This window comes from Microbacterium sp. T3-8, from assembly GCF_055398145.1.
The window spans coordinates 2,785,664-2,806,906 of record NZ_AP027918.1; the positions used below are offsets into that span (position 1 = coordinate 2,785,664).

General features: G+C 70.1%; 24 protein-coding genes. 11 read left to right on the forward strand and 13 right to left on the reverse strand.

The genetic code is table 11. From position 1 onward, the window contains the following. Nucleotides 1–134: 134 nt before the first annotated feature. Both ACZ5Y9_RS13330 and ACZ5Y9_RS13335 read right to left on the reverse strand, forming a co-directional pair. Nucleotides 135–929 carry a M23 family metallopeptidase gene (locus ACZ5Y9_RS13330; RefSeq protein ID WP_247624978.1) on the reverse strand — a complete coding sequence of 265 codons (795 nt, stop codon included), beginning with the start codon at nt 927–929 and terminating at the stop codon, nt 135–137. Nucleotides 930–1,195: 266 nt separating this feature from the next. Further along, a complete protein-coding gene (locus ACZ5Y9_RS13335; protein WP_247624979.1) occupies nt 1,196–1,897 on the reverse strand; it encodes a metal-dependent transcriptional regulator in 702 nt (233 codons plus the stop codon). Between the two features lie 101 nt (nt 1,898–1,998). Between ACZ5Y9_RS13335 and serC the strand changes: the two genes are divergently transcribed. Continuing rightward, on the forward strand, nt 1,999–3,111 hold the full coding sequence (gene serC / locus ACZ5Y9_RS13340; RefSeq protein ID WP_464471548.1) for a phosphoserine transaminase: 1,113 nt from the start codon (nt 1,999–2,001) through the stop codon (nt 3,109–3,111). A gap of 51 nt (nt 3,112–3,162) precedes the next feature. Here the strand turns inward: serC and ACZ5Y9_RS13345 are convergent, their stop codons facing one another. Together ACZ5Y9_RS13345 and ACZ5Y9_RS13350 are read right to left on the reverse strand one after the other, a co-directional pair. Beyond that, nucleotides 3,163–3,798 carry a DUF3027 domain-containing protein gene (locus ACZ5Y9_RS13345; protein WP_464471549.1) on the reverse strand — a complete coding sequence of 212 codons (636 nt, stop codon included), beginning with the start codon at nt 3,796–3,798 and terminating at the stop codon, nt 3,163–3,165. Then, the gene (locus tag ACZ5Y9_RS13350; RefSeq protein WP_247624982.1) at nt 3,782–4,162 is read right to left on the reverse strand and encodes a cold-shock protein; all 381 of its coding nucleotides are present in this window, start codon (nt 4,160–4,162) and stop codon (nt 3,782–3,784) included. The genes ACZ5Y9_RS13345 and ACZ5Y9_RS13350 overlap by 17 nt, the downstream gene beginning before the upstream one ends. Nucleotides 4,163–4,282: 120 nt before the next feature. On the opposite strand from ACZ5Y9_RS13350, the gene ACZ5Y9_RS13355 reads away from it, so the two are divergent. From ACZ5Y9_RS13355 to ACZ5Y9_RS13380, 6 genes are all read left to right on the forward strand, one after another. Beyond that, nucleotides 4,283–4,555: a multidrug ABC transporter ATPase gene (locus ACZ5Y9_RS13355; RefSeq protein WP_247624983.1), complete on the forward strand. Its 273-nt coding sequence runs from the start codon at nt 4,283–4,285 to the stop codon at nt 4,553–4,555. Between the two features lie 13 nt (nt 4,556–4,568). Further along, nucleotides 4,569–6,278, forward strand: coding sequence for a helicase-associated domain-containing protein (locus ACZ5Y9_RS13360; protein ID WP_464471550.1), 1,710 nt, complete (start codon nt 4,569–4,571; stop codon nt 6,276–6,278). A 37-nt stretch (nt 6,279–6,315) separates the two neighbouring features. Next, nucleotides 6,316–7,971 carry a DNA repair helicase XPB gene (locus ACZ5Y9_RS13365; protein ID WP_247624985.1) on the forward strand — a complete coding sequence of 552 codons (1,656 nt, stop codon included), beginning with the start codon at nt 6,316–6,318 and terminating at the stop codon, nt 7,969–7,971. Between the two features lie 61 nt (nt 7,972–8,032). After that, complete coding sequence (locus tag ACZ5Y9_RS13370) at nt 8,033–8,725, forward strand: response regulator transcription factor (protein WP_247624986.1); 693 nt, start codon at nt 8,033–8,035, stop codon at nt 8,723–8,725. A gap of 44 nt (nt 8,726–8,769) precedes the next feature. Then, nucleotides 8,770–10,458, forward strand: a complete 1,689-nt coding sequence (locus ACZ5Y9_RS13375) for a sensor histidine kinase (protein ID WP_247624987.1) — start codon at nt 8,770–8,772, stop codon at nt 10,456–10,458. Between the two features lie 163 nt (nt 10,459–10,621). Next, nucleotides 10,622–10,909, forward strand: a complete 288-nt coding sequence (locus ACZ5Y9_RS13380; protein ID WP_247624988.1) for a WXG100 family type VII secretion target — start codon at nt 10,622–10,624, stop codon at nt 10,907–10,909. Nucleotides 10,910–11,033: 124 nt separating this feature from the next. On the opposite strand, the gene groL is transcribed toward ACZ5Y9_RS13380, so the two are convergent. The 4 genes from groL to ACZ5Y9_RS13400 all read right to left on the reverse strand — a co-directional run bounded on the left by groL (nt 11,034) and on the right by ACZ5Y9_RS13400 (nt 14,635). Further along, complete coding sequence (gene groL / locus ACZ5Y9_RS13385) at nt 11,034–12,653, reverse strand: chaperonin GroEL (protein ID WP_247956659.1); 1,620 nt, start codon at nt 12,651–12,653, stop codon at nt 11,034–11,036. Nucleotides 12,654–12,777: 124 nt separating this feature from the next. Next, on the reverse strand, nt 12,778–13,350 hold the full coding sequence (locus ACZ5Y9_RS13390) for a LytR C-terminal domain-containing protein (protein ID WP_247624990.1): 573 nt from the start codon (nt 13,348–13,350) through the stop codon (nt 12,778–12,780). 25 nt (nt 13,351–13,375) lie between these two features. Continuing rightward, nucleotides 13,376–13,633, reverse strand: coding sequence for a DUF3263 domain-containing protein (locus ACZ5Y9_RS13395; RefSeq protein WP_247634216.1), 258 nt, complete (start codon nt 13,631–13,633; stop codon nt 13,376–13,378). 9 nt (nt 13,634–13,642) lie between these two features. Next, a complete protein-coding gene (locus tag ACZ5Y9_RS13400; protein ID WP_247624992.1) occupies nt 13,643–14,635 on the reverse strand; it encodes a DUF2332 domain-containing protein in 993 nt (330 codons plus the stop codon). 71 nt (nt 14,636–14,706) lie between these two features. Between ACZ5Y9_RS13400 and msrB the strand changes: the two genes are divergently transcribed. Then, entirely contained in the window at nt 14,707–15,117 is a 411-nt protein-coding gene (msrB, locus tag ACZ5Y9_RS13405; RefSeq protein ID WP_247624993.1) for a peptide-methionine (R)-S-oxide reductase MsrB, read from the forward strand. Next, entirely contained in the window at nt 15,114–15,692 is a 579-nt protein-coding gene (locus ACZ5Y9_RS13410; RefSeq protein WP_247624994.1) for a nitroreductase family protein, read from the forward strand. Before msrB ends, ACZ5Y9_RS13410 begins: the two co-directional genes overlap by 4 nt. On the opposite strand, the gene ACZ5Y9_RS13415 is transcribed toward ACZ5Y9_RS13410, so the two are convergent. Further along, on the reverse strand, nt 15,693–16,568 hold the full coding sequence (locus ACZ5Y9_RS13415) for a DMT family transporter (RefSeq protein ID WP_464472745.1): 876 nt from the start codon (nt 16,566–16,568) through the stop codon (nt 15,693–15,695). It lies immediately after the preceding gene. A 133-nt stretch (nt 16,569–16,701) separates the two neighbouring features. Here ACZ5Y9_RS13415 and ACZ5Y9_RS13420 point away from each other — a divergent pair, with 133 nt between their 5' ends. Beyond that, the gene (locus tag ACZ5Y9_RS13420) at nt 16,702–17,355 is read left to right on the forward strand and encodes an SOS response-associated peptidase family protein (protein ID WP_247624996.1); all 654 of its coding nucleotides are present in this window, start codon (nt 16,702–16,704) and stop codon (nt 17,353–17,355) included. Nucleotides 17,356–17,357: 2 nt separating this feature from the next. Then, complete coding sequence (locus ACZ5Y9_RS13425; RefSeq protein ID WP_247624997.1) at nt 17,358–17,774, forward strand: MmcQ/YjbR family DNA-binding protein; 417 nt, start codon at nt 17,358–17,360, stop codon at nt 17,772–17,774. Here ACZ5Y9_RS13425 and ACZ5Y9_RS13430 read toward each other — a convergent pair. From ACZ5Y9_RS13430 to ACZ5Y9_RS13445, 4 genes are read right to left on the reverse strand one after another with little or no spacing between them, the layout of a single operon-like run. Further along, on the reverse strand, nt 17,771–18,385 hold the full coding sequence (locus tag ACZ5Y9_RS13430) for a response regulator transcription factor (protein WP_336642024.1): 615 nt from the start codon (nt 18,383–18,385) through the stop codon (nt 17,771–17,773). The genes ACZ5Y9_RS13425 and ACZ5Y9_RS13430 overlap by 4 nt on opposite strands. After that, nucleotides 18,382–19,473 carry a sensor histidine kinase gene (locus tag ACZ5Y9_RS13435; protein WP_464471551.1) on the reverse strand — a complete coding sequence of 364 codons (1,092 nt, stop codon included), beginning with the start codon at nt 19,471–19,473 and terminating at the stop codon, nt 18,382–18,384. The genes ACZ5Y9_RS13430 and ACZ5Y9_RS13435 overlap by 4 nt, the downstream gene beginning before the upstream one ends. 9 nt (nt 19,474–19,482) lie before the next feature. Further along, nucleotides 19,483–20,244: an ABC transporter permease gene (locus tag ACZ5Y9_RS13440; RefSeq protein WP_247624999.1), complete on the reverse strand. Its 762-nt coding sequence runs from the start codon at nt 20,242–20,244 to the stop codon at nt 19,483–19,485. Next, complete coding sequence (locus ACZ5Y9_RS13445) at nt 20,241–21,188, reverse strand: ABC transporter ATP-binding protein (RefSeq protein WP_464471552.1); 948 nt, start codon at nt 21,186–21,188, stop codon at nt 20,241–20,243. Before ACZ5Y9_RS13445 ends, ACZ5Y9_RS13440 begins: the two co-directional genes overlap by 4 nt. Nucleotides 21,189–21,243 lie beyond the last annotated feature (55 nt).

A 21,243-nucleotide genomic window follows, 5' to 3' on the forward strand; every position in this document is an offset into this window, starting at 1 on the left:
GTGTCCATCGGCTTCTCCCGTCAGTTCGACGACGGGTTCAGGCTAACCCATTCCGGACGGTGCAGGGCGAAACAGCCGGTGAACGTTCGGGCGTGTTCGCCCAGCGCTCGCCCAGCCGAGCGGCTCAAGAAAGGTCAGCCGGCGTTGGCGCCGAGCCAACCGATGGGCTCGACGAGTCCGCCGTTGACCCAGACCTCGAAGTGGAGATGGTTGGCGGTCGAGCGACCGGTGCTGCCGACGTAACCGATGAGCTGGCCGGCTTCGACGGTCTGCCCCTGCTGCACCTGACGCGAGCCGTAGATCATGTGGCCGTACGTGGTCTGCACGCGCTGGCCACCGATGACGCTGTCGAGCATGACGCAGACGCCGTATCCGCCGATGCTCTCGGCCGAGGCGCGCACGACGCCGGCCGCGGCCGCGTAGATCGGGGTGCCCGCGGGGGCGAGCATGTCGGCACCGTTGTGACCGCCGCCGACCGTGCGGCTGACGTTCCAGGAGCCGAGGGGAAGCGGGTAACGGACCTCACCCGATCCGGGCGCGACGAGCGCGTAGCCCGCGGTGTTGAAGCTGGTGCTGGTGCTGGCAGCGGCGGCCTTCGCCGCCTCGGCGGCACGTGCGGCGGCAGCTTCTTCGGCCTTCTTCTTCTCGATCTCCTCCGGCGTCGTCGCCGTGAAGGTTCCGCGATCGAGGGGAGCTGCAGTGGCCTCGGATGCCACGACGAGCGACTGCGCGTCGACGGCGGCGAGCTGCTGGACGGTGGTGGCGGCCTCCGCCGGCTTGGTGGCGGCGTAGGCGGGCAGAGCGACGGCGGCGACCAGAGCACCGACTGCCCCGAAGATGGCGACCGACCGGATCGGCTTCGCGATGGAGCGGGTGCCGTTCTTCCCACCGGTACGGCGGGCGACAGCGCGGTCTTCAGATTTCTTCACGGGCAATTCGTTGTCTGCGACCAAAACATCCTCCAGCGCCTGCGCGCTCGGGTAGCGCTGACTCGTCGGCACTCTGCTCTCGTGGCACGTGTGTATCTCGGGTACGTTGTGCGTTTCTCACCGCGTCGACGACGAGCCTGGGAGGCAACCGACGCGATTCATCGTCTGCGGGCTTCGCGGACGACTCGACCGAGGTTACCGGAAGATAACGATCATGTCACCCTGTGAACCTGGCAATCCTCGGAGAGCCAGTTCAGGAGCCATTTTCAGGCAGGCTCCCCCACGAGGAAGATGTGCGAGGCAAGCTCGACGGGAAGCTCGAGTCCGTCGTCCTTGCCCTCCATCTGGATCAGGACGTATCCCTCGTTGAAGCGGAAGTCGCCGCGCGCACCGGGCATGACGCCCGCGTCGCGCAGCTGCTCGAGCAGTTCGGGGTCGACCTGCGCGGGCTCGGCGAGGCGACGGACGGTGCCGTCGATCGGCTCACCCGCCGCATTCAGCTTCTGCACGAGGCCGATGACGCCCTCGTCGAAGGTGCGCGCCGGAAGGTCGCCGAGCTGGTCGAGCCCGGGGATCGGGTTGCCGTAGGGCGACTCGGTCGGGTGCCCGAGGAGCTCGACGAGGCGACGCTCGACCTGCTCGCTCATGACGTGCTCCCAGCGGCAGGCCTCTTCGTGCACGAACGCCCAGTCGAGTCCGATCACATCGGAGAGGAGCCGCTCGGCGAGGCGATGCTTGCGCATCACGTCGACGGCCTTGCGGCGGCCGGCATCGGTGAGCTCGAGCGTGCGATCCTCGGAGACGATCACCAGGCCGTCGCGCTCCATCCGGCCGACGGTCTGCGAGACCGTGGGACCCGAGTGGCCGAGGCGCTCGGAGATGCGCGCACGCAGCGGAACGATGTTCTCCTCCTCGAGTTCGAGGATGGTGCGGAGGTACATCTCCGTGGTGTCGATCAGATCCGTCATGTTCTGGCCCTCCGAGGTTCTTAGGCAAGCCTACATTCCCGCACGGACATCGGGCTCGCGCACGGTGAAACACGCCCTGCGCGCCCCCGTAGAATCTACGCATGGCGATCGAGATTCCGCGTGACCTCCTGCCCGTCGACGGCCGTTTCGGCTGCGGACCCTCGAAGGTGCGCCCCGCGCAGCTCGAGGCTCTGGTGACCGCGGGAGCGTCGATCCTCGGCACCTCGCACCGCCAGGCACCCGTGAAGAACCTCGTGGGCAGCGTTCGCGAGCAGCTCTCCGCCCTGTTCCGTGCGCCGGAGGGATACGAGATCCTGGTCGGCAACGGCGGGTCCACGGCGTTCTGGGACGCGGCGGCCTTCGGCCTCATCGAGCGCCGCAGCCAGAACCTCGTCTTCGGCGAGTTCGGTGGCAAGTTCGCCGCGGCTGCGGCAGCCCCCTGGCTCGACGCCCCCGACGTGCGCAAGGCCGAGCCCGGATCGGCGACGACCGCGCAGATCGTCGACGGCGTCGACGTCTACGCCTGGCCGCACAACGAGACCTCCACCGGCGTGGCCGTTCCCGTCGAGCGCGTCGCCTCCGAGGGGGCACTGACCGTCATCGACGCGACCAGCGCCGCGGGCGGCATCGACTTCGACGCCACGCAGGCCGACCTCTACTACTTCGCCCCGCAGAAGAACCTCGGGTCCGACGGCGGGCTGTGGTTCGCCGTCGCCTCGCCGGCGGCGATCGAGCGGATCGAGCGGATCGCGGCATCCGATCGGTACATCCCGGAGTTCCTGAGCCTGAAGAACGCGCTCGACAACTCGCGTCTGAACCAGACGCTCAACACCCCGGCGCTGACGACCCTGCACCTGCTCGACAGCCAGCTGCGGTGGATCCTCGACAACGGGGGCCTGAGCTGGGCCGCCGCCCGCACCGCCGAGTCCTCCGGCGTGCTCTACGACTGGGCGGAGGCCTCCTCGGTCGCGACACCCTTCGTCGCGGAAGCGGCGCACCGCTCCCCCGTCGTCGTCACGATCGACTTCGACGACAGCATCGACGCGGCGGCGATCGCGAAGACGCTCCGCGCCAACGGGATCGTCGACACGGAGCCCTACCGCAAGCTCGGGCGCAATCAGCTGCGCGTCGCGACCTTCGTGTCCATCGAGCCCGACGACGTGCGCCAGCTCACCCGCGCGATCGACTTCGTGCTCGCGAACACCGCCTCCTGAGGTGCGGGCGCGGGCCCTGAGCCCGCGCCCCTCCCCGGATGCCGGGGAGGATCACTCCTCGTCGTCGGAGTCCTCGTCCGAATCGTCGTCGTCGTCGGAATCGTCATCCGATTCCTCGTCGGAATCGTCTTCTTCCGAGTCGTCGTCCTCCGACTCCTCGTCCTCCGACTCGTCGTCCTCCGACTCCTCGTCGAGCTCGTCGATGTCGACACCGTCGAGATCCCCGGCGTGGAGGATGTCCGGCTCGTCGTCGTCGAGATCGTCGTCGTCGAGATCGTCGTCTGCGTCGTCGCTCTGGTCGTCGGCGGCACCGTCGACCGCCGCGTCGGAATCGTCACCGGCGGCTGCGGCCTGCTCGGCCAGTTCGACCTGGTGCGCACGGTAGTCGGCGAGACGCTCGGCCCACGGCACCCACTCGGGTGCGAGAAGCGCACCGTCGCCGGGCAGCAGCTCGACCTCGAGCACCGTCGGGTCCTCGTCGTCGACCCGTGCGACCGTCACGATCCAGTACCAGCCGGGATAGCCGGCGAGGCGGTTCTCGAAGCGCAGCGAGACCGAGCCGTCCTCCTCGGGGAGGAAGCCGGCAGCGGGGCCGATGGTGTTCGCGGGAGTGATCTCGCGCAGTGCGGCGAGCGCGAGATCGTGGGCTCCGATGAGACGCTCGTCGGCGTCAGGCTTCGAGGTCATCAGCGACCTTGCGCAGGACGGCCGCGATCTTGCGGCCGTGGGAGGAGGACGGGTAGCGTCCGCGACGCAGATCGCCGCCGATGCCGTCGAGCAGCTTCACGAGGTCCTCGACGATGATCGCCATGTCGTCGGCCGGCTTCCGCTTGGCCTTCGCGAGGCTCACGGGCGCTTCGAGCACGCGGACCGAGAGCGCCTGCAGACCGCGCTTGCCGTCGGCGACGCCGAACTCGACGCGGGCGCCCGCCTTGACGGCGGTGCCGGCGGGCATCGCCGACGCATGCAGGAAGACGTCCTGGCCGTCATCGGATGCGATGAAGCCGAAGCCCTTGTCTTCGTCGTAGAACCTGACCTTGCCGGTGGGCATGGGAGAAACCTCGCTGAATCGGTGCAGAACAAGACAGCCGCGCACGTGCGCGACCCCCTCCAGCCTACCGGTCACCGGCCGCGAGATCTCGAAGGCCCCGGTGCGGGTAGGGTGAGACTGATGAGCACGCAGAACTCCCAGCCGGATGTTCCGATCCGCCGAGTGGATCGCATCCTGGCCTTCACGGCGCTCGGCATCGCCGCGGCATCCGTCATCTGCTTTTTCGCGATCATCATCGGAACCGCGCTCGGCATGGATCAGAAGGCGTTCGGCCACGGCGCCTGGCCCGTCATCGCGTTCATCCCCTACTGGGGGCTCCCCCTCGCCTTCGCGATGATCATCACGCTGCTGACCATGAGCTTCATCCGGAAGGGTCGCGCATCGCGACCCTGAGGGCGGCCTCGTCATGAGCACGCACGCACGACCGCTGGCCGATCGCCTGGCTGCGGCGGGCGACGACGACCTCACGCGGCTCTTCGCCGCGCGCGGTGTGCGCGCCGACCCCGGATGGCACGACTTCTTCGACGCCGCCGAGGCCCTGCTCGATCCGTCGTCACTGGCCAAGGCGCTGCCCCGGCTGACCTCGGACGAGGCGGCGGCCCTGCTGCGTGCGGACGATACGGGCGACGCCGGCGATCAGCGCGAGGCCCTCGACGCCCTCGCGCTCCTGACCGCCGACGGCTCGACCTGGCCGGAGCTCGCGACGGCGCTCGAGGGTCGCCCCGCCCCCGCACCGCTCGACGCATCGGCGCCGCACCCTTCCGACCCTGCGGCGTCGGCGCACGCCGCCGAGCGCGCCTTCACCACGGTCGCCGTCCTCGCCGACCTGCTGATGATCACCCGGGATGCCCCGTTCTCGCTCCTCGCGGGCGGCACCGTGAGCGCCGCGGAGAAGCGCCAGCTCGCCGAGGCGGGGATCGCGGTCGACCTGGTGGACGCCCTCGTGTCGATCGCCGTCGACGCGGGGCTCGCCACCGCGGCCGAGCGTCGACTGCGCGTGACCGCGGACGGCGACGGCTGGCTGCGCTCCTCCGCATCCGATCGCTGGACGAGACTCGCGACGTCGTTCCGCGACGTTCTTCCGCGCGGCGTGCGCACCCCGAGCGGCGGCTGGATCGCCACCGACGCCTGGATCGACGCTCACCCGTGGGATCCCGCCTGGCCCGACCGCAGCCGCGCGCTGCGGGAGACGGCCCGACTGCTCGGACTCGTCGCCGGAGACGGCAGCGAGCCCGCGTGGGCGACGCCGCTGCGCGAGGGAGCCCCCGCGGACACCTCGGCGCTCGGCGTCCTGCTGCCCGCCGAGGTCGATCGCATCTTCCTCCAGAACGACCTCACGGCGATCGCCCCCGGCCCCCTCGCCCCCGCGCTCGACGTGCGGCTGCGCACGATCGCCGCTCGCGAATCCGCGGCGCAGGCATCCTCCTACCGCTTCACCGCGGAGTCGATCGCGCACGCCTTCGTCGTCGGTGAGAGCGAACAGGGCATCCTCGACTTCCTCGGCGGTATCTCGCTGACGGGCATCCCGCAGCCGCTCGCCTACCTCATCGCCCAGACCGCCCAGCGTCACGGGCTGGTGCGCGTGTCGACCGACGACGAGACCGGACGCACGCGCATCGAGAGCGACGACCGGCACCTCATCGACGCGATGGCCGTCGACCAGAGCCTGCGCCCGCTCGGCCTGACCGCTCACGTCGCCTCTCTCACCACCAAGGTCGGTCGCGACACGGTGTACTGGGCGCTCACCGATGCGCGGTACCCGGCCACGCTCATCGGCGCCGACGGCGCGCCTCTCATCGGCGACCGGCATCCGCCGCGAACGGCGACCGCGCCGGCAACCGCCGCCGTCGACTACGCGCCGTTGATCGCCCGCCTGCGCTCGCGACAGGGCCCCGACGCGGATGCCGCCTGGCTCGACCGCGAACTCGAGGCCGCCGTCCGCGCGCGTGCCGTGGTGCGCGTCACCGTCGGCATGCCCGACGGATCGACCCGAGACCTCCTCCTCGAAGCGACCGGGCTCGGCGGCGGACGTCTGCGCGGTCGCGACCGAGCGGCCGACGTCGAGCGCACCCTGCCCGTGTCGAGCATCCGCAGCGCGACGATCGTCGCCCCGTAGGCGCCCGCACAGCCGGGCGCGGGTAGGATTGTCTGCTATGTCTGATGGCCCCCTGATCGTCCAGAGCGATCGCACCGTGCTGCTCGAGGTCGCCCACGCGGATGCCGAGAGCGCGCGCCACGAACTGGCGATCTTCGCCGAGCTCGAGCGCGCCCCCGAGCACATCCACACGTACCGCATCACGCGCCTGGGACTGTGGAACGCACGCGCCGCCGGGCACACCGCCGACGACATGCTCGAGACCCTCGACCGCTGGTCGCGCTTCCCCGTGCCGCCCTCCGTGGCCGTCGATCTGAAGGAGACGGTAAACCGTTACGGCCGTCTGGTGATCGAGCGCGACGAGGAGGGCGTGCTGATCCTGCGCTCCACCGACCCCGCGGTGCTGTCGCAGGTCGCGCACAACAAGCGCATCCAGCCGCTGCTGATCGGTCACCCGACCCCCGAGACCTTCGTCGTCGACGCCTGGGCCCGCGGCCAGATCAAGCAGGAGCTCCTCAAGATCGGCTGGCCCGCCGAAGACCTGGCCGGGTACACGCCGGGCACACCGCACGAGATCGACCTCGCCGAGAGCTCGTGGAAGATCCGCCCCTACCAGCAGGATGCCGTCGACGCCTTCGCGAAGGACGGCTCCGGGGTCGTGGTGCTCCCCTGCGGCGCGGGCAAGACGATCGTCGGCGCCGGCGCGATGGCGGCGACCAAGACGACCACGCTCATCCTCGTCACGAACACGGTGTCGGCCCGCCAGTGGCGCGACGAACTGCTCAAGCGCACGAGCCTCACCCCCGAGGAGATCGGCGAGTACTCCGGCCAGTCCAAGGAGGTCAAGCCGGTCACGATCGCGACGTACCAGATCCTCACGGCCAAGCGGAAGGGCGAGTACGCGCACCTGGCGCTCCTCGACGCGCTCGACTGGGGTCTGATCGTCTACGACGAGGTGCACCTCCTTCCCGCGCCGGTGTTCAAGCTCACCGCCGACCTGCAGGCCCGCCGCCGCATCGGCCTGACCGCCACGCTCGTGCGCGAGGACGGTCGCGAGGGCGATGTCTTCAGCCTGATCGGCCCCAAGCGCTTCGACGCACCGTGGAAGCAGATCGAGGCGCAGGGCTTCATCTCCCCCGCCGCCTGCTACGAGGTGCGCGTCGACCTGCCACCGGACGACCGGCTCGAGTACGCGGCCGCCACCGACGACGAGCGCTATCGTCTCGCCGCCTCGGCGCCGGCCAAGATCGACGCCGTGCGGGAGCTGATCGCGAAGCACCCGGGCGAGCGGATCCTCGTGATCGGTCAGTACCTCGACCAGCTCGAGACGCTGTCGCAGGCACTCGATGCGCCGCAGATCACCGGAGCGACACCGGTCGACGAGCGCGAGGAGCTGTACCGCCAGTTCCGCGAGGGCGAGATCGAGCTGCTCGTCGTGTCGAAGGTCGCGAACTTCTCGATCGATCTGCCCGAGGCATCCGTCGCCATCCAGGTGTCGGGATCGTTCGGATCGCGCCAGGAGGAGGCCCAGCGCCTCGGCCGTCTGCTGCGCCCGAAGCAGTCGGGTCACACCGCCAGCTTCTACACCCTGATCGCCCGCGACACGATCGACCAGGACTACGCCCAGAACCGCCAGCGCTTCCTCGCCGAGCAGGGCTACAGCTACACGATCCTCGACGCGCACGACCTCGCCTCATCGTTCGCTGACCGCTGATCGACGGGGCGCACCGGCAGATAATCAGCCAGAGCATCGGCGGAGTCACCATAATGGGGTCATGACTGCTGCGCGCATCCTTGTCGTCGACGACGAGCCGAACATCCGTGACCTGCTCTCCACGGGCCTCAGCTTCGCGGGGTTCCAGGTGAAGACGGTCGCCAACGGCGCCGCCACCATCTCGGCCGTGCTCGAGGAGGAGCCGGACCTCATCATCCTCGACGTGATGCTGCCCGACATGAACGGGTTCAGCGTCACCAAGCGACTGCGCGGCGCCGGATTCACCGCGCCGATCCTCTTCCTCACGGCGAAGGACGGCACCGACGACAAGATCGAGGGGCTGAACGCCGGCGGCGACGACTACGTCACGAAGCCCTTCAGCCTCGACGAGATCGTCGCGCGCGCCCAGGCGATCCTGCGCCGGACCATGCAGGCCGACGAGGAGTCGATCATCCGCGCCGGTGAGCTCGCGATGGATCAGGACACGCACGACGTGCACGTGGGCAAGGAACCGATCGAGCTGAGCCCGACCGAGTTCAAGCTGCTGCGCTACCTCATGCTCAACCCGAACCGCGTGCTGTCGAAGGCCCAGATCCTCGACCACGTGTGGGAGTACGACTTCAACGGCGATGCCGGCATCGTCGAGAGCTACATCTCGTACCTGCGCCGCAAGATCGATCCGCACACCGAGGAATCCCTCATCCAGACCAAGCGCGGCTTCGGCTACATGCTCAAGGTCGGCAAGTCCGCCTGACCCGCGCCCGCTCGACCAGAACCACGCCGCACCGGGAGGACCGCATGGCGCACAAGCCGGATGCGGTCACCGCATGGTGGCGTCGGATCAGTCTGCGCGCCAAAGTCACGGGCGTCACGGTCGCGATCCTCGCGCTCGGGTTGCTCGTCGCCGGCGTCGGCACCGTCCCGGTGCTGCGCAACGCGCTCGTGCTGAACATCGACGCGCAGCTGCCCGCCCTGGTGTCGAGCAACCTCGCCGATCGGTACTTCGTGCTCGCCGACGACGGCGAGACGCTGACGCCCCGCGACACCCCGCGCGACTTCGCCGTCGCGATCTACAACGCGGACGGGGATCTGCTCGCGTCGTCCGGAGCGATGCCGCTGGAGTCCGCCCCGCTCTTCCCCTCGTCGTACTCCCCGCAGAAGGCCGCGGCGAACGAGGACGAGGTGACCGACCTCCTCGGCAAGGACGGCAGCGTCTACCGCAGCGCCGTCGCGATCATCCCCGCCGACGGCGGTGCCCTGCGCATCCAGCTCGTCGCGATGCCGCTCGATGAGGCCGACCGGATCATCTCGCAGTACTTCGGCATCTACATCACGATCGCCCTGATCACGATCCTGATCGCCGCCCTCGCCACCCGCGGGCTCGTCACCCTCACCTTCCGCCGGCTGGGACAGGTCGAGGCGACGGCCATGTCGATCGCCGCGGGTGACTTCAGCCAGAGACTCACCGATCTGGAGCCGACGACCGAGGTCGGTCGTCTCAACACCGCAATCAACACGATGCTCGACCGCGTCGACCGCTCGCTCGCGCAGCGCGAGCGCACGGTGCGGCACATGCGCCGGTTCATCGGCGATGCGAGCCACGAGCTGCGCACGCCGCTGGTGAGCGTGCGCGGCTACGCCGAGCTGTACCGGATGGGCGCGATCCAGGGCGACGAGGACACCGCCCGTGCCATGGAGCGCATCGAGAAGGAGGCGATCAGGATGGGTGTGCTCGTCGAGGACCTTCTCGCCCTCGCCCGTCTCGACGAGGAGCGCGAGCCGGAGATCGCCGCTCTCGACCTGCGCCCCGTGGCCCGCGACGCCGCCCTCGACCTGCGCGCGGCCGCTCCGGGACGCACCGTGACGGTCATCGACCGCACCGCCGAGACGAGCGACACCGCGAGCGTGCGCATCGCCTCGGTTCCCGCACCCCCACCCCCGCCCCGCGGGCTCTCGCGCGCGGCTCTCTCGCGTCTGCGGCGGCGTCCGCGTTCGACGCCCACGCCGACCGAGCAGATCCCCGCGATCGACTTCTCGGAGACCCCCGACACCCCGGTCCGGACTCCCCCGATCGTGCTCGGCGAGGAGAACAAGGTGCGCCAGGTCGTCACCAACCTGCTCGGCAACGCGCGCCGGTTCTCTCCCGAGGACGGTCCGATCGAGATCGTCGTCGACGCGAACCGCGTGCAGGGCACGGCGAGCATCGCGATCGTCGACCACGGAGAGGGCATCCCGCCGCAGATCCGCGAGCAGATCTTCGAGCGCTTCTGGCGCGCCGACACGTCTCGCGCACGGGAGACCGGCGGGTCGGGCCTCGGCCTCGCGATCGTCGCGTCGATCATGAAGGCGCTGCACGGCAGCGTCGCCGTCTCGGAGACCCCCGGCGGCGGCGCCACCTTCACGGTGACCCTGCCCCTGGCACCGTCGCGCGCGACGCCCGCGCACCTGCTCGAGGACACGCAGCCGCTCGAGCCGCTCGACCTCTGACACGGCCGCGCCCGGCACACGCCCCGTCGCGCCCAACACACGCCCTGCACAGCCGGGCGATCGCACAGGTTCTTCCGCGACGCCGTGGAGCACGCGCATCGCGGGGACGGACGGGCGGATGCTCGACCTAATCTCGGAACTCCCATCACGAAGGAGAATCCAGATGTCCGTCTTCACCGTCGACACCGAAGCAGTCCAGGCAGCGAACAGCGCGGCCCGCGCCACCATGGAGCGCCTGCAGTCCGAATCGACCACCCTTATGGCGCAGCTCACGCAGCTGCAGTCGTCATGGGTCGGCAGCGCCTCGACCGCGTTCCAGGGATGTGCGGAGCAGTGGCGCACGGCGGCCCTGCAGGTCGAGCAGGTGCTCGACTCGATCGGCACCTCACTCGGTTCGGCCGCGATGCAGTACAGCGACGCCGACCAGTACTCCGCGAGCCTGTTCCGCTGATGCCCGTCGGCCGATGCTCACCGGCCGACCCCGACGTCCTGCGGACGGTGGTTCCTCCCCGCCGTCCACAGGAACGCAGAACGCCCCCGGCCGAAGCCGGGGGCGTTCTGTCATGCGCGATGGATCAGAAGTCCATGCCACCCGACGGGTCGCCGACCGGAGCGGACGCCTTCTCGGGCTTGTCGGCCACGACGGCCTCGGTGGTGAGGAACAGCGCGGCGATCGACGCGGCGTTCTGCAGCGCGGAGCGCGTCACCTTCGCCGGGTCGATGATGCCGGCGCCGAACATGTCGACGTACTCGCCCGTGGCGGCGTTGAGGCCCTGGCCCGCGGGGAGCTCGGAGACCTTGTTCGCCACGACGCCCGGCTCGAGGCCGGCGTTGAGTGCGATCTGCTTGAGCGGAGCCTCGATCGCCACGCGGACGATGTTCGCACCGGTCGCCTCGTCACCCGTGAGCGACAGACCGTTGAGCGCCTTCGTGCCCGACTGGATCAGCGCGACGCCACCACCGGGGACGATGCCCTCTTCGACGGCTGCCTTCGCGTTGCGGACGGCGTCCTCGATGCGGTGCTTGCGCTCCTTGAGCTCGACCTCGGTGGCCGCGCCCGCCTTGATGACGGCGACGCCACCGGCGAGCTTCGCCAGGCGCTCCTGCAGCTTCTCGCGGTCGTAGTCGCTGTCGGTGTTCTCGATCTCGCGACGGATCTGGGTCACGCGACCCTCGATCTGCTCGGCCTCACCGGCACCCTCGACGATCGTGGTCTCGTCCTTGGTGACGATGACCTTGCGGGCACGACCCAGCAGGTCGAGCGTGGCGTTCTCGAGCTTCAGGCCGACCTCTTCGGTGATGACCTGACCACCGGTGAGGATCGCGATGTCCTGCAGCTGCGCCTTGCGACGGTCGCCGAAGCCGGGAGCCTTGACGGCGACCGACTTGAAGATGCCCTTGAGCTTGTTGAGCACGAGAGTCGCGAGAGCCTCGCCCTCGACGTCCTCGGCGATGATGACGAGCTCCTTGCCGTCCTGGATCACCTTGTCGACGATCGGCAGGAGGTCCTTGATGTTGGAGACCTTCTGGTTCGCGATCAGGATGTAGGGGTCCTCGAAGACGGCTTCCTGACGGTCGGGGTCCGTGACGAAGTACGGGTTCAGGTAGCCCTTGTCGAAGCGCATGCCCTCGGTGAGCTCGAGCTCGGTGCCGAAGGTCTGCGACTCCTCGACGGTGACCACACCCTCCTTGCCGACCTTGTCGATCGCCTCGGCGATGAGCTCGCCGATCGCGGGGTCTGCGGCGGAGATGGATGCCGTGGCGGCGATCTGCTCCTTCGACTCGATCTCCTTGGCGCTGGAAAGCAGCTCCTCGGTGATCGCGGCGACGGCCTTCTCGATGCCGCGCTTGAGCGAGATCGGGTCGGCGCCGGCTGCGACGTTGCGCAGTCCCTCGCGGACCAGGGCCTGTGCGAGGACCGTGGCGGTGGTGGTTCCGTCACCGGCGACGTCGTCGGTCTTCTTGGCGACCTCCTTGACGAGCTCCGCGCCGATCTTCTCGTACGGGTCGTCCAGCTCGATCTCCTTGGCGATGGACACACCGTCGTTCGTGATCGTGGGGGCGCCCCACTTCTTCTCGAGCACGACGTTGCGACCGCGCGGGCCGAGGGTCACCTTGACCGCGTCGGCGAGGATGTTGAGGCCGCGCTCGAGGCCGCGGCGGGCCTCCTCATCGAAAGCAATGATCTTTGCCATGAGTTTTTTCGTCCCTCCTGGACGTAGACGTTGGGTTTAGCACTCAGAGTGTGAGAGTGCTAACGCCATTCTGGCACTCGACCCCTGCGAGTGCAAGCCGCGGACGGAGGGTGCCCGACGCGTCTCAGGGAGCGGGCGTCTCGGCCGAAGTCTCGGGCGCCGTGGCGGAGCGATCGAGGCCGACGACGATCGTGAGCTGCTTCGCCTCGCCGTCGTTGAGGTCGGCGTAGAAGTCGCTCTGCTCGACCGCCGCTCCCCCGATGAGGTCGGCGACGCCGAGTGCGGCCGGACGATCGGCCTCGTCGACGTAGTACACCGTGGTGGTCTCGAAGTCCTGGCTGCCGCTGTCGCTCGCGTACACGGTGGCGAACCCGGCGTTGAGCAGGGTGTCGCGCATCTGCTCGTCGAGACCCTCATCGGGCGTCGCGTTGAGGATCGTCACCTCGAACGTCGTGTCGACCACACCCGTCTCGACCGGGGTCGGCTCGGCGGTCGGTACCGCTTCGGGGAAGAGGTCGATCCGCCCCATCACGACCAGCGAGCCGAAGATGCCCACGATGATGAGCACGAGCGCCGCGACGAACGACCACAGCAGCACCACCCATCCGTTCATCCCCGGCGCTTCGGCGCGGTGCGCCCCGACGCGGCCGGATGAGCGGGGGACGTCGTCGAAACGATCACGGGTGGGCTTGGACACCCCACGATGCTATCCGAGAGCGCGGTCAGCCCACGAAACCGGGCGTCCGTGCCGAACGGCGCACGACGCGCGCGTCGCGCAGACGCCGCAGCCGACGGATCAGCATCGGATCGAACTCGAGGGCGGCATCCGACTCGATCAGCCGGCCGAGGAGCTGGTAGTAGCGCGCGGCACTCATGCCCAGCTGCGCCCGGATCGCCTCCTCCTTGGCCCCGCTGTGCCGGGGCCAGACCGTCTCCAGCGCGAGGATCGCGCGGTCGCGCTCCGTGAGGTCACCGATCATGTGCCCAGGTTAGGACGGGTGCGGCCGCTCGGCCGCGCGCCACTCCCACCACGCGCCGAGCGGATCGGCCGCCGCACGCACCCGCCCGTCGAGCGCGACCGCGAACCCGGGCCACGCCTCCACGTCGATCGGCGGCTCCCAGACGTCCAGCAGGCCGGGCGGGTCGATCGTGACCCACCGCGCCGGGAGCTCACGGATGCGGGCGACCAGAGCCGACCTGGCGGCGCGCGGGATGTGCACGAGCACGCCGGGGGTGGTGATCACGAGCGTCGCCCCGACCGGCGCCCGGGCGACGAGAGCATCGAGGCGTTCGAGCGCGTCGCCGGCGACGAGCGTCGGCGGATCGGATGCCGCGATGTCGAGCGCCGCCGCGATCCGCTGCTCGCGGCCGGTCTCCCCCGGCCACACGAGCCCCTGCAACCACCGACGATCGTCGGCATCGCGGGCATCGAGCGGTGCGAGATCGATCCCGGCGCGCCACACGATCTCGGGCAGCCGCAGGTCCGGAAGCTCCCCGTCGACCCGACTGGCGAGCACGACCGGGGAGACCCCGTCGAGCGGATCGAGCGCCACCCGCGCCTCGCCATCGGAGCCGCTGAAGCGGTACGAGTAACGATCCGGGTAGAGGCAGAGGCCCGCGGATGCCCCGATCTCCAGCAGCGCGATCGGTCCGTCGATCTCCGACAGCACCGGGAGGAGCGCCGCGAGCCGGAGCGGCTCGTTGGTCTGCAGCGAGCGCGCGGAGCACTGGGCGACGACGGCATCCGCGTTCCGGAGCACGAAGTCCCGCCACACCGGATATCCCTCGAGCGCTGCTCCGAGAAGCCGGGTCACCGCGAACACCAGCGGCGGCTGACGCCGATTCTCGGGGATCCGCGCGAGCACTTTCTGCACCGGGCCGTCGCCGGCGACGCCCGCCGCCCACTCCGCGTAGAGCGCGCTGCGACCGGGCGCCTCCTTCTCGGCGAAGCGCGCGTAGCGCTCGCGAACAGCATCCGTCATCCCTCCATTGTGGATGCACGCAGCCCGGCGCCCCGCGACAGGGGAGAATGGAGAGGACCCCAGGAGGACTCATGTCGTACAGCGTGGAAAAGACCGAAGACGAGTGGCGCAAGGAGCTCGGCGACGACCAGTACGCCGTGCTGCGCCAGGCGGCGACCGAGCGCGCCTGGACCGGCGAGCTGCTCGACGAGGGACGCGCCGGCCTCTACACCTGCGGCGCATGCGGCGCTGAGCTCTTCCAGAGCGGCACGAAGTTCGACTCCGGCTGCGGCTGGCCGAGCTTCTACGAGTCGATCCGCCCCGAGGCCGTCGAGCTCATCGAGGACACCTCGCTCGGCATGGTCCGCACCGAAGTGCGGTGCGCGACGTGCGGATCGCACCTCGGCCATGTCTTCCCCGACGGCTTCGGCACCCCGACCGGCGACCGCTACTGCATGAACTCGCTGGCGATGAACTTCACTCCCGAGGCCCCCGAGGCGTGAGCGCGCTCGACGCCGTCCGCTCGCGGCAGTCCTGGTCGAAGGTCACCGAGGAGGCGCCCTCCCGCGAGGAGCTCCTTCCGCTGATCGCCGCCGCCGGGCGCGTGGCCGATCATTCGTCGCTGCGGCCGTGGCGACTGATCGAGCTGCGCGGTGACGACCGGCTCGCCCTGGGCGCCGCGATCGCGAAGGCCGAGGGCGAGAAGAAGCCGTCGACCAAGCCGCTGCGTGCGTCGCTGCTGATCGCGGTGGTCGGCAGCTATCGCACGAACCACAAGGTGCCGGTGTGGGAGCAGGAGGCGGTCGCCTCCGGTGTCGCGCACACGCTGAGCCTGCTGCTCGACGAAGCCGGGTGGGGCGTGTTCTGGCGCACCGGCGGATACACGCGGTCGAAGGCGGTCGCGCGGGCGCACGGACTGGCGAAGAACGAGGTGCTGCTGGGGTGGCTCTACGTCGGCGGCAAGCCGGCGAAGTCCCCGGGGCGGCGCACGCCCGTCGATGCCGACGCGCTGCTGACGCGAATGCCGTCGGACGGGGCGACGAAGGACGAGAAGTCCGAGAAGAAGAAGAACAAGTAGTCAGCGCCGTCGGCGCACGACCGCCACGAGCACGGATGCTGCGGCGATCACCACCATCGTGACGATCTGCCAGGTCGCAGGCCCCGCCTCGGTGGGCCAGATCAGGTCGATCGCGACCGCGGCGACGAGCTGCCCCAGCACCGATCCCAGTCCGAGCAGCAGCACCCCGGTGTGCGCGACGAGGAACGCCCCGACGAAGATGTAGACGACGCCGAGGAAACCGCCCGCGTACAGCCACGGTTCGGCCGGCAGTCCGTGCGGGGCACCCTGCGAGACGACGCTGATCGCGGCGGCGACGGCGAGCACGACCGTGCCGGCGATGAAGCTCGTCATGGTCGCCACCATGGGCGACGACACGCGCTGCGCCAGGCGTCCGTTCACGGCCTGCTGCCACGCGATGCCCACGCCGGCGGCGAACGGGAGCACGAGCATCCACAGCGGGGCGGTGCGCAGCACGTCTCCGCCCAGCGAGACGCCGACGGCCACCAGCGCGAGCGCGGCACCGGCGACGCGACCCATCGTCACGGCCACGACGCCCGCGGGTCCGAAACCGATCCGGTCGAGCACGAGTCCGTGCAGGGTCTGCCCCGCGACCACTCCCACGGTGAACAGCGAGACCCCGAGCACGGCGGCGGTGAGCCCCTGCGTCGAGACGGTGAGCGCGCCGCAGGCGCCGCCGAGGAGCATCCACGGCGGGATGGTCCTGCCTCGTACTCCGCGGACGAGCCGGACCATACCGGCGCGGCCGGACGGGAGGGAGGCGACGATGACGGCGAGGACGGCCGTACCGACGGCGAAGGAGACGAGACCGGCGACGATCCCATCGCCCAGACGGATGCCGAGGACGCCGTTGATGCGCGCCTGGATCGCGGTCATGACGCCGATCGCCACGGCACCGCCGATCGCGAGCGGCGCGGGGAGCGAACGGGTCGGAGTCACTCGTTTCACGGTACCGGATCCCCCCTCCCGCCCCCTGACGGATGTCGGTGGCCCGGGCTAGCCTGTGGGCATGTGCGCGAGCTATGGACTGGATCCCCGATTCACCGACGCCGAGCTGCTGGCCGAGGCCGACGCCGACGTGCTCGACGGCCTGCGCCAGTGGGCGCAGCAGAACGCGGGTGAGACCCTGCGCCCGACCGGCAAGAACCTCCGCAACCTCAATCCCGTGGTCGTCGATGCCGACGGCCAGGCCACGCTCGAGCCCGCGTGGTGGGGGTTCCTGGTGAACGGCGAACCCGCGAAATTCCCCTCGATCAACACCCGCTCCGAGCGCCTGCAGGAGCGCCCCGGCTCGCTCAAGACCCGCGCGCTGGTGCCGGCGACCGGCTGGTTCGAGATGAAGAAGCCCGAGCGCGTGTGGCACGAGTTCGGCATGGGCGAGGGCACCCTGTTCGGAATGGCGGCCGTCACGCAGCGCGGCCGCACCGCCGATGGCGAATGGTTCACCTGCTACTCGATCGTGATGCGCCCCGCGCCCGCCCATCTCGCCGATGTGCACGACCGCATGCCGGTCCTCATCCCGACCGCGTTCGCCCACGAGTGGCTCACCGCGCAGGGCGATCGCGAGCTCATCGACGAGGCGCTGCTGGCGGCGGCATCCCTCGACGATCGCGTCGCCGTCGCCGCGCGATCCGACGACAAGGGAACGGATCGGCTGTTCTGACGATGGATGCCGATGCCCTCACCGCCACGGCGGCCGAACGCGCCGAAGAACTCCCCGGCGCCGAGCTGACCAACCCGTTCGGCCCCGAGTGGGACGTCTACAAGGTGCGCGGACGCGTCTTCCTGCTCCTGCCCCTGGACGGCACGGGTCGGGTGACCGTCAAGTCGCATCCCGACGACGCGGTCGCCCTGCGCGAGACGTTCGCCGACATCCTGCCGGGGTACCACATGAACAAGAAGCACTGGATCTCGCTGCGCCCGGGCCCGTCGCTCGAACCGGGACTCGTGACCGAGTTGGTCACCGAGTCGTACCTGCTGGTCGTCGAGAAACTGCCCCGCGCGCAGCGGCCCGTGGATCCCGAGCTGTTCGCGAGACCCGCCCCCGAGATCCCGCCGGTTCCAGATCCAGCCGGGTCCTAGATCCACCCCTTGTCGCGGGCGATGCGGGCCGCCTGCGCACGATTCTCGGTCGCCGTCTTGCCGATGGCCGACGACAGATGGTTGCGCACCGTCCCGGCCGACAGGAAGACCTCGGCGGCGATCTGCGCGATCGCGCGCCCGTCCGCCGACAACCGCAACACCTGCTGCTCGCGCTCGCTCAGCGGGTTGGCGCCCTCGAACAGCGAGGCCTCGGCGAGCGCGGGATCCACGACGCGGAGTCCCTGATGCACCCGCCGGACCGCGTGCGCGAGTTGCGCGGCCGGAGTGTCCTTGGCGATGAAGCCGCTCGCCCCCGCGTCCAGAGCCCGGCGCAGATACCCGGGACGCGCGAAGGTCGTCACGATCAGCACACGCGTCGACGGGCTGACCTCGCGCACGGCGCGCGTCGCGGCCACCCCGTCGACACCGGGCATCTGGATGTCCATCAGGCACACGTCGGGCCGCGCCTGCGCCGCTCGCTCCGCCGCTTCGGCACCGTCGGCGGCTTCGGCGACGACCGTCAGATCGTCCTCGAGTTCGAGCAGGGCACCCATCGCTCCCCGCACGAGAGCCTGATCGTCGACGAGCAGCAGCCGGATCGGATCGCTCACCAGGTCACACTCACTCTCGTCCCGCCCAGCGGGGCATCCTCCACGACGAGCACCGCGCCCGCCGCCGCGGCGCGTTCGGCCATCCCGCGCAGACCGTTGCCCGCGGGCCCCCGTGCGCCGCGACCGTCGTCCTCGATCGCCACCACGCCGGGGGCCATCGTGATCCGCACCCGCCGTGCCTTCGCGTGACGCAGGATGTTCGTGGTCGACTCCCGCACGATCCACCCGGCGGGCAGGGCCTGCGCGGGCGACAGCGCTGCGGCGTCACCCTCGACGTCGACGTGCAACCCCGCCGATTCGAGCGCGACCGTGCTCGCATCGACCTGCTCCGCCAGGGCGACGCTGCGGATGCCGGTGACGGTGCTGCGCACACCGGCGATCGCCTCGCCCGTGAGGTGCACGATCTGCGCGAGTTCGGCCTTGGCGCGCACGGGGTCGTGGTCGACGAGGCGTTCGGCGAGCTCGGCCTTGAGCTTCACGGCCGTGAGGGTGTGCCCGAGCAGGTCGTGCACGTCGCGGGCGATCGAGGTGCGCTCTTCGCTGGTGGCGAGGTCCATCCGCACCTTGTCGGCGTCGACCGAGCGCCCGATCAGCCAGGTGTTCACAGTGTTCACCACCGCGATGAGCAGCACGATGACGAGGATCTGGAAGTGGTCGCCGAACCTCCCCGTCGCGACGATCGTCCCCGCCGCGATCGCGATGCCCGCCAGGGTCGTCACCCAGTGCCAGGCACCCCGCAGCCCGTAGCTGGCGTACGACATGAGGTACGGGAGGAAGCTCAGCGCCTGCGACTCGATCGCCGGGATCGTCGCGAGCGCGCACGCGATCTGCACCCAGAACAGCGTGCGCACGATCGGGCGCGGTCGTCCCCACGACGAGCGCATCCCGATGACGAATCCGACCACGTACACGGTCGCGAATGCGCCCAGTCCCGCCCATCCGAGCACGACCCATCCGGTCGCGGCATCCGAGGCGAGCAGCGCCAGCACCGGGTAGACGAGGAAGACCATCCAGACGACGGCCATCAACCATCCCCAGCGCTCCCAGGGACCGGTGTGCGCCGGGGTCTCGGCAGCCTCGGTGGTCATCGGCCCAGCCTAACGACGGCTGCGCGAGCGCATCACGCCGAGACGCACGAGCGCGGCGAACAGCACGGCCCAGACGACGACGTTCAGCAGCACGGCCCAGAGCGGGTCGGCCCCGCCCGCCACGAGGGTGCCGTCGGTGGCCGGCCAGCGCACGAGCGCGACGTAGCCGTACATCGGGGTCCACTTCGCGATGTCGAGCATCACGCCGTCGAGCGGGATGAAGACGTTGCCGAAGAAGCCGAAGAAGGTGATCGAGATCGAGGCGAGAGCGGCCGCCGAGTCGGAGTTGAAGGCGAGGCCGACCCCGAGTCCGAACAGGCCGTAGATCAGCCCCAGACCCAGGGTGATTCCGGCGGCGGCGAACCAGCGCCAGGTGTCGGATGCCTCGGCACCCGTCGCGAGACCGGCCGCATACACGAAGAGCACGGCGAGCGCCGAGAACGACACCGCGGCGAGCACCTTGGTCACCGCGTATCCCGCGGTCGAGAGCGGGGTGAGCGCGAGCTGACGCCCCCACCCCTGTCCGACCTCGGAGGCGGCGAGCGAGCACAGCGAGCTCATCGCGGTGGCCGTGCCGTACGCCCCCATCGACACCATCACGTAGAACGAGACGTTCGCCTGGCCCACGCTCTGCGAGGCGTACGACATGCTCGCACCGAAGAGCAGATACATGGCCACCGGCATCGCCAGGGTGAAGGCGAGCGTGTACGGGTTGCGGATCTGCCGCACGAGTTCGGTGCGGTACAGCGCGGGGGCGACGAGCGTGGTCATGACGGGTCCTCCGTGAGCGAGGTGAAGGCGGATTCGAGGGTGGGAGCGGTGATCTCGAGATCGCAGGCACCGAGCGACAGCAGCCGTCCGGCGAGCAGATCGGATGCCTCGGTGCGCACCGTGAGCCGATCGGCGTCGGTCGACACCTCGGCGACGGAGGCGTCGGCGCGGAGTTCCGCGGCAAGCGCAGCGATCCCGCCGGGGATCGTCGCCGAGACGATGCGGCCGCCCAGTGACGCGCGCAGGCGGGCGGTGGCGCCATCGGCGACCACACGTCCGTGATTCATGACGATCGTGCGCCGCGCGAACTGCTCGGCCTCTTCGAGGTAGTGGGTGGCGAACACGATCGTGCGGCCGGCGTCGGCATCCACCCGCATCGCCTCCCAGAAGCGGCGACGGGCGGTGACGTCCATCCCCGCGGTCGGCTCGTCGAGCACCAGCACGTCCGGGTCCGGCAGCAGCGCGAGCGCGAACTTCACGCGCTGCTTCTCGCCACCCGAGCATTTGCCGACGCGGCGACGCGCGATCGCGGTGAGGTCGGCGCGATCGATGACCTCGGCGATGCGACCGGAAGCGCCGTGCAGCCCGGCGACCACCGAGATCGTCTCGCGCACGGTCAGGTCGGAGAGCAGTCCGCCGGTCTGCAGCACCGCCGCGAGGCGCCCCGCCGTGACCGCGCGGTGCGGATGCGTGCCGAGCACGCGCGCCGTGCCCTCGTCGGGTTCGGAGAGTCCGAGGAGCACGTCGATCGTGGTGGTCTTGCCCGCGCCGTTCGGGCCGAGCAGAGCGACCACATCGCCGCGCTCGATGCGGAGGTCGACGTGATCGACCGCGACGATCCGATTCGCGCCGTGCCCGAAGCGTCGGACGATGCCGGTGAGATCGACGGCGGGCGCGGAGTCTGCGGGAGGGCGATCGGCGGGGGCGACGAGGGGCTGGCTCATGCTCCCAGTGAAGCGCCGCGAGCCCGGCCCGCACCGGAGGGCGATGTCACGCGGT

Excerpts from the sequence above, each read along its gene's own strand:
- ACZ5Y9_RS13415 (WP_464472745.1), bottom strand. The coding sequence starts at position 16,568 with ATGACCGCGATCCAGGCGCGCATCAACGGCGTCCTCGGCATCCGTCTG.
- ACZ5Y9_RS13445 (WP_464471552.1), bottom strand. The coding sequence starts at position 21,188 with ATGAGCCAGCCCCTCGTCGCCCCCGCCGATCGCCCTCCCGCAGACTCC.
- ACZ5Y9_RS13435 (WP_464471551.1), bottom strand. The coding sequence starts at position 19,473 with ATGACCACCGAGGCTGCCGAGACCCCGGCGCACACCGGTCCCTGGGAG.
- ACZ5Y9_RS13355 (WP_247624983.1), top strand. The coding sequence starts at position 4,283 with ATGAGCACGCAGAACTCCCAGCCGGATGTTCCGATCCGCCGAGTGGAT.
- ACZ5Y9_RS13360 (WP_464471550.1), top strand. The coding sequence starts at position 4,569 with ATGAGCACGCACGCACGACCGCTGGCCGATCGCCTGGCTGCGGCGGGC.
- ACZ5Y9_RS13365 (WP_247624985.1), top strand. The coding sequence starts at position 6,316 with ATGTCTGATGGCCCCCTGATCGTCCAGAGCGATCGCACCGTGCTGCTC.
- ACZ5Y9_RS13440 (WP_247624999.1), bottom strand. The coding sequence starts at position 20,244 with ATGACCACGCTCGTCGCCCCCGCGCTGTACCGCACCGAACTCGTGCGG.
- ACZ5Y9_RS13425 (WP_247624997.1), top strand. The coding sequence starts at position 17,358 with ATGGATGCCGATGCCCTCACCGCCACGGCGGCCGAACGCGCCGAAGAA.
- groL (WP_247956659.1), bottom strand. The coding sequence starts at position 12,653 with ATGGCAAAGATCATTGCTTTCGATGAGGAGGCCCGCCGCGGCCTCGAG.
- ACZ5Y9_RS13345 (WP_464471549.1), bottom strand. The coding sequence starts at position 3,798 with ATGACCTCGAAGCCTGACGCCGACGAGCGTCTCATCGGAGCCCACGAT.
- ACZ5Y9_RS13420 (WP_247624996.1), top strand. The coding sequence starts at position 16,702 with ATGTGCGCGAGCTATGGACTGGATCCCCGATTCACCGACGCCGAGCTG.
- ACZ5Y9_RS13380 (WP_247624988.1), top strand. The coding sequence starts at position 10,622 with ATGTCCGTCTTCACCGTCGACACCGAAGCAGTCCAGGCAGCGAACAGC.
- ACZ5Y9_RS13350 (WP_247624982.1), bottom strand. The coding sequence starts at position 4,162 with ATGCCCACCGGCAAGGTCAGGTTCTACGACGAAGACAAGGGCTTCGGC.
- msrB (WP_247624993.1), top strand. The coding sequence starts at position 14,707 with ATGTCGTACAGCGTGGAAAAGACCGAAGACGAGTGGCGCAAGGAGCTC.
- ACZ5Y9_RS13395 (WP_247634216.1), bottom strand. The coding sequence starts at position 13,633 with ATGATCGGTGACCTCACGGAGCGCGACCGCGCGATCCTCGCGCTGGAG.
- ACZ5Y9_RS13370 (WP_247624986.1), top strand. The coding sequence starts at position 8,033 with ATGACTGCTGCGCGCATCCTTGTCGTCGACGACGAGCCGAACATCCGT.
- ACZ5Y9_RS13335 (WP_247624979.1), bottom strand. The coding sequence starts at position 1,897 with ATGACGGATCTGATCGACACCACGGAGATGTACCTCCGCACCATCCTC.
- ACZ5Y9_RS13375 (WP_247624987.1), top strand. The coding sequence starts at position 8,770 with ATGGCGCACAAGCCGGATGCGGTCACCGCATGGTGGCGTCGGATCAGT.
- ACZ5Y9_RS13400 (WP_247624992.1), bottom strand. The coding sequence starts at position 14,635 with ATGACGGATGCTGTTCGCGAGCGCTACGCGCGCTTCGCCGAGAAGGAG.
- serC (WP_464471548.1), top strand. The coding sequence starts at position 1,999 with ATGGCGATCGAGATTCCGCGTGACCTCCTGCCCGTCGACGGCCGTTTC.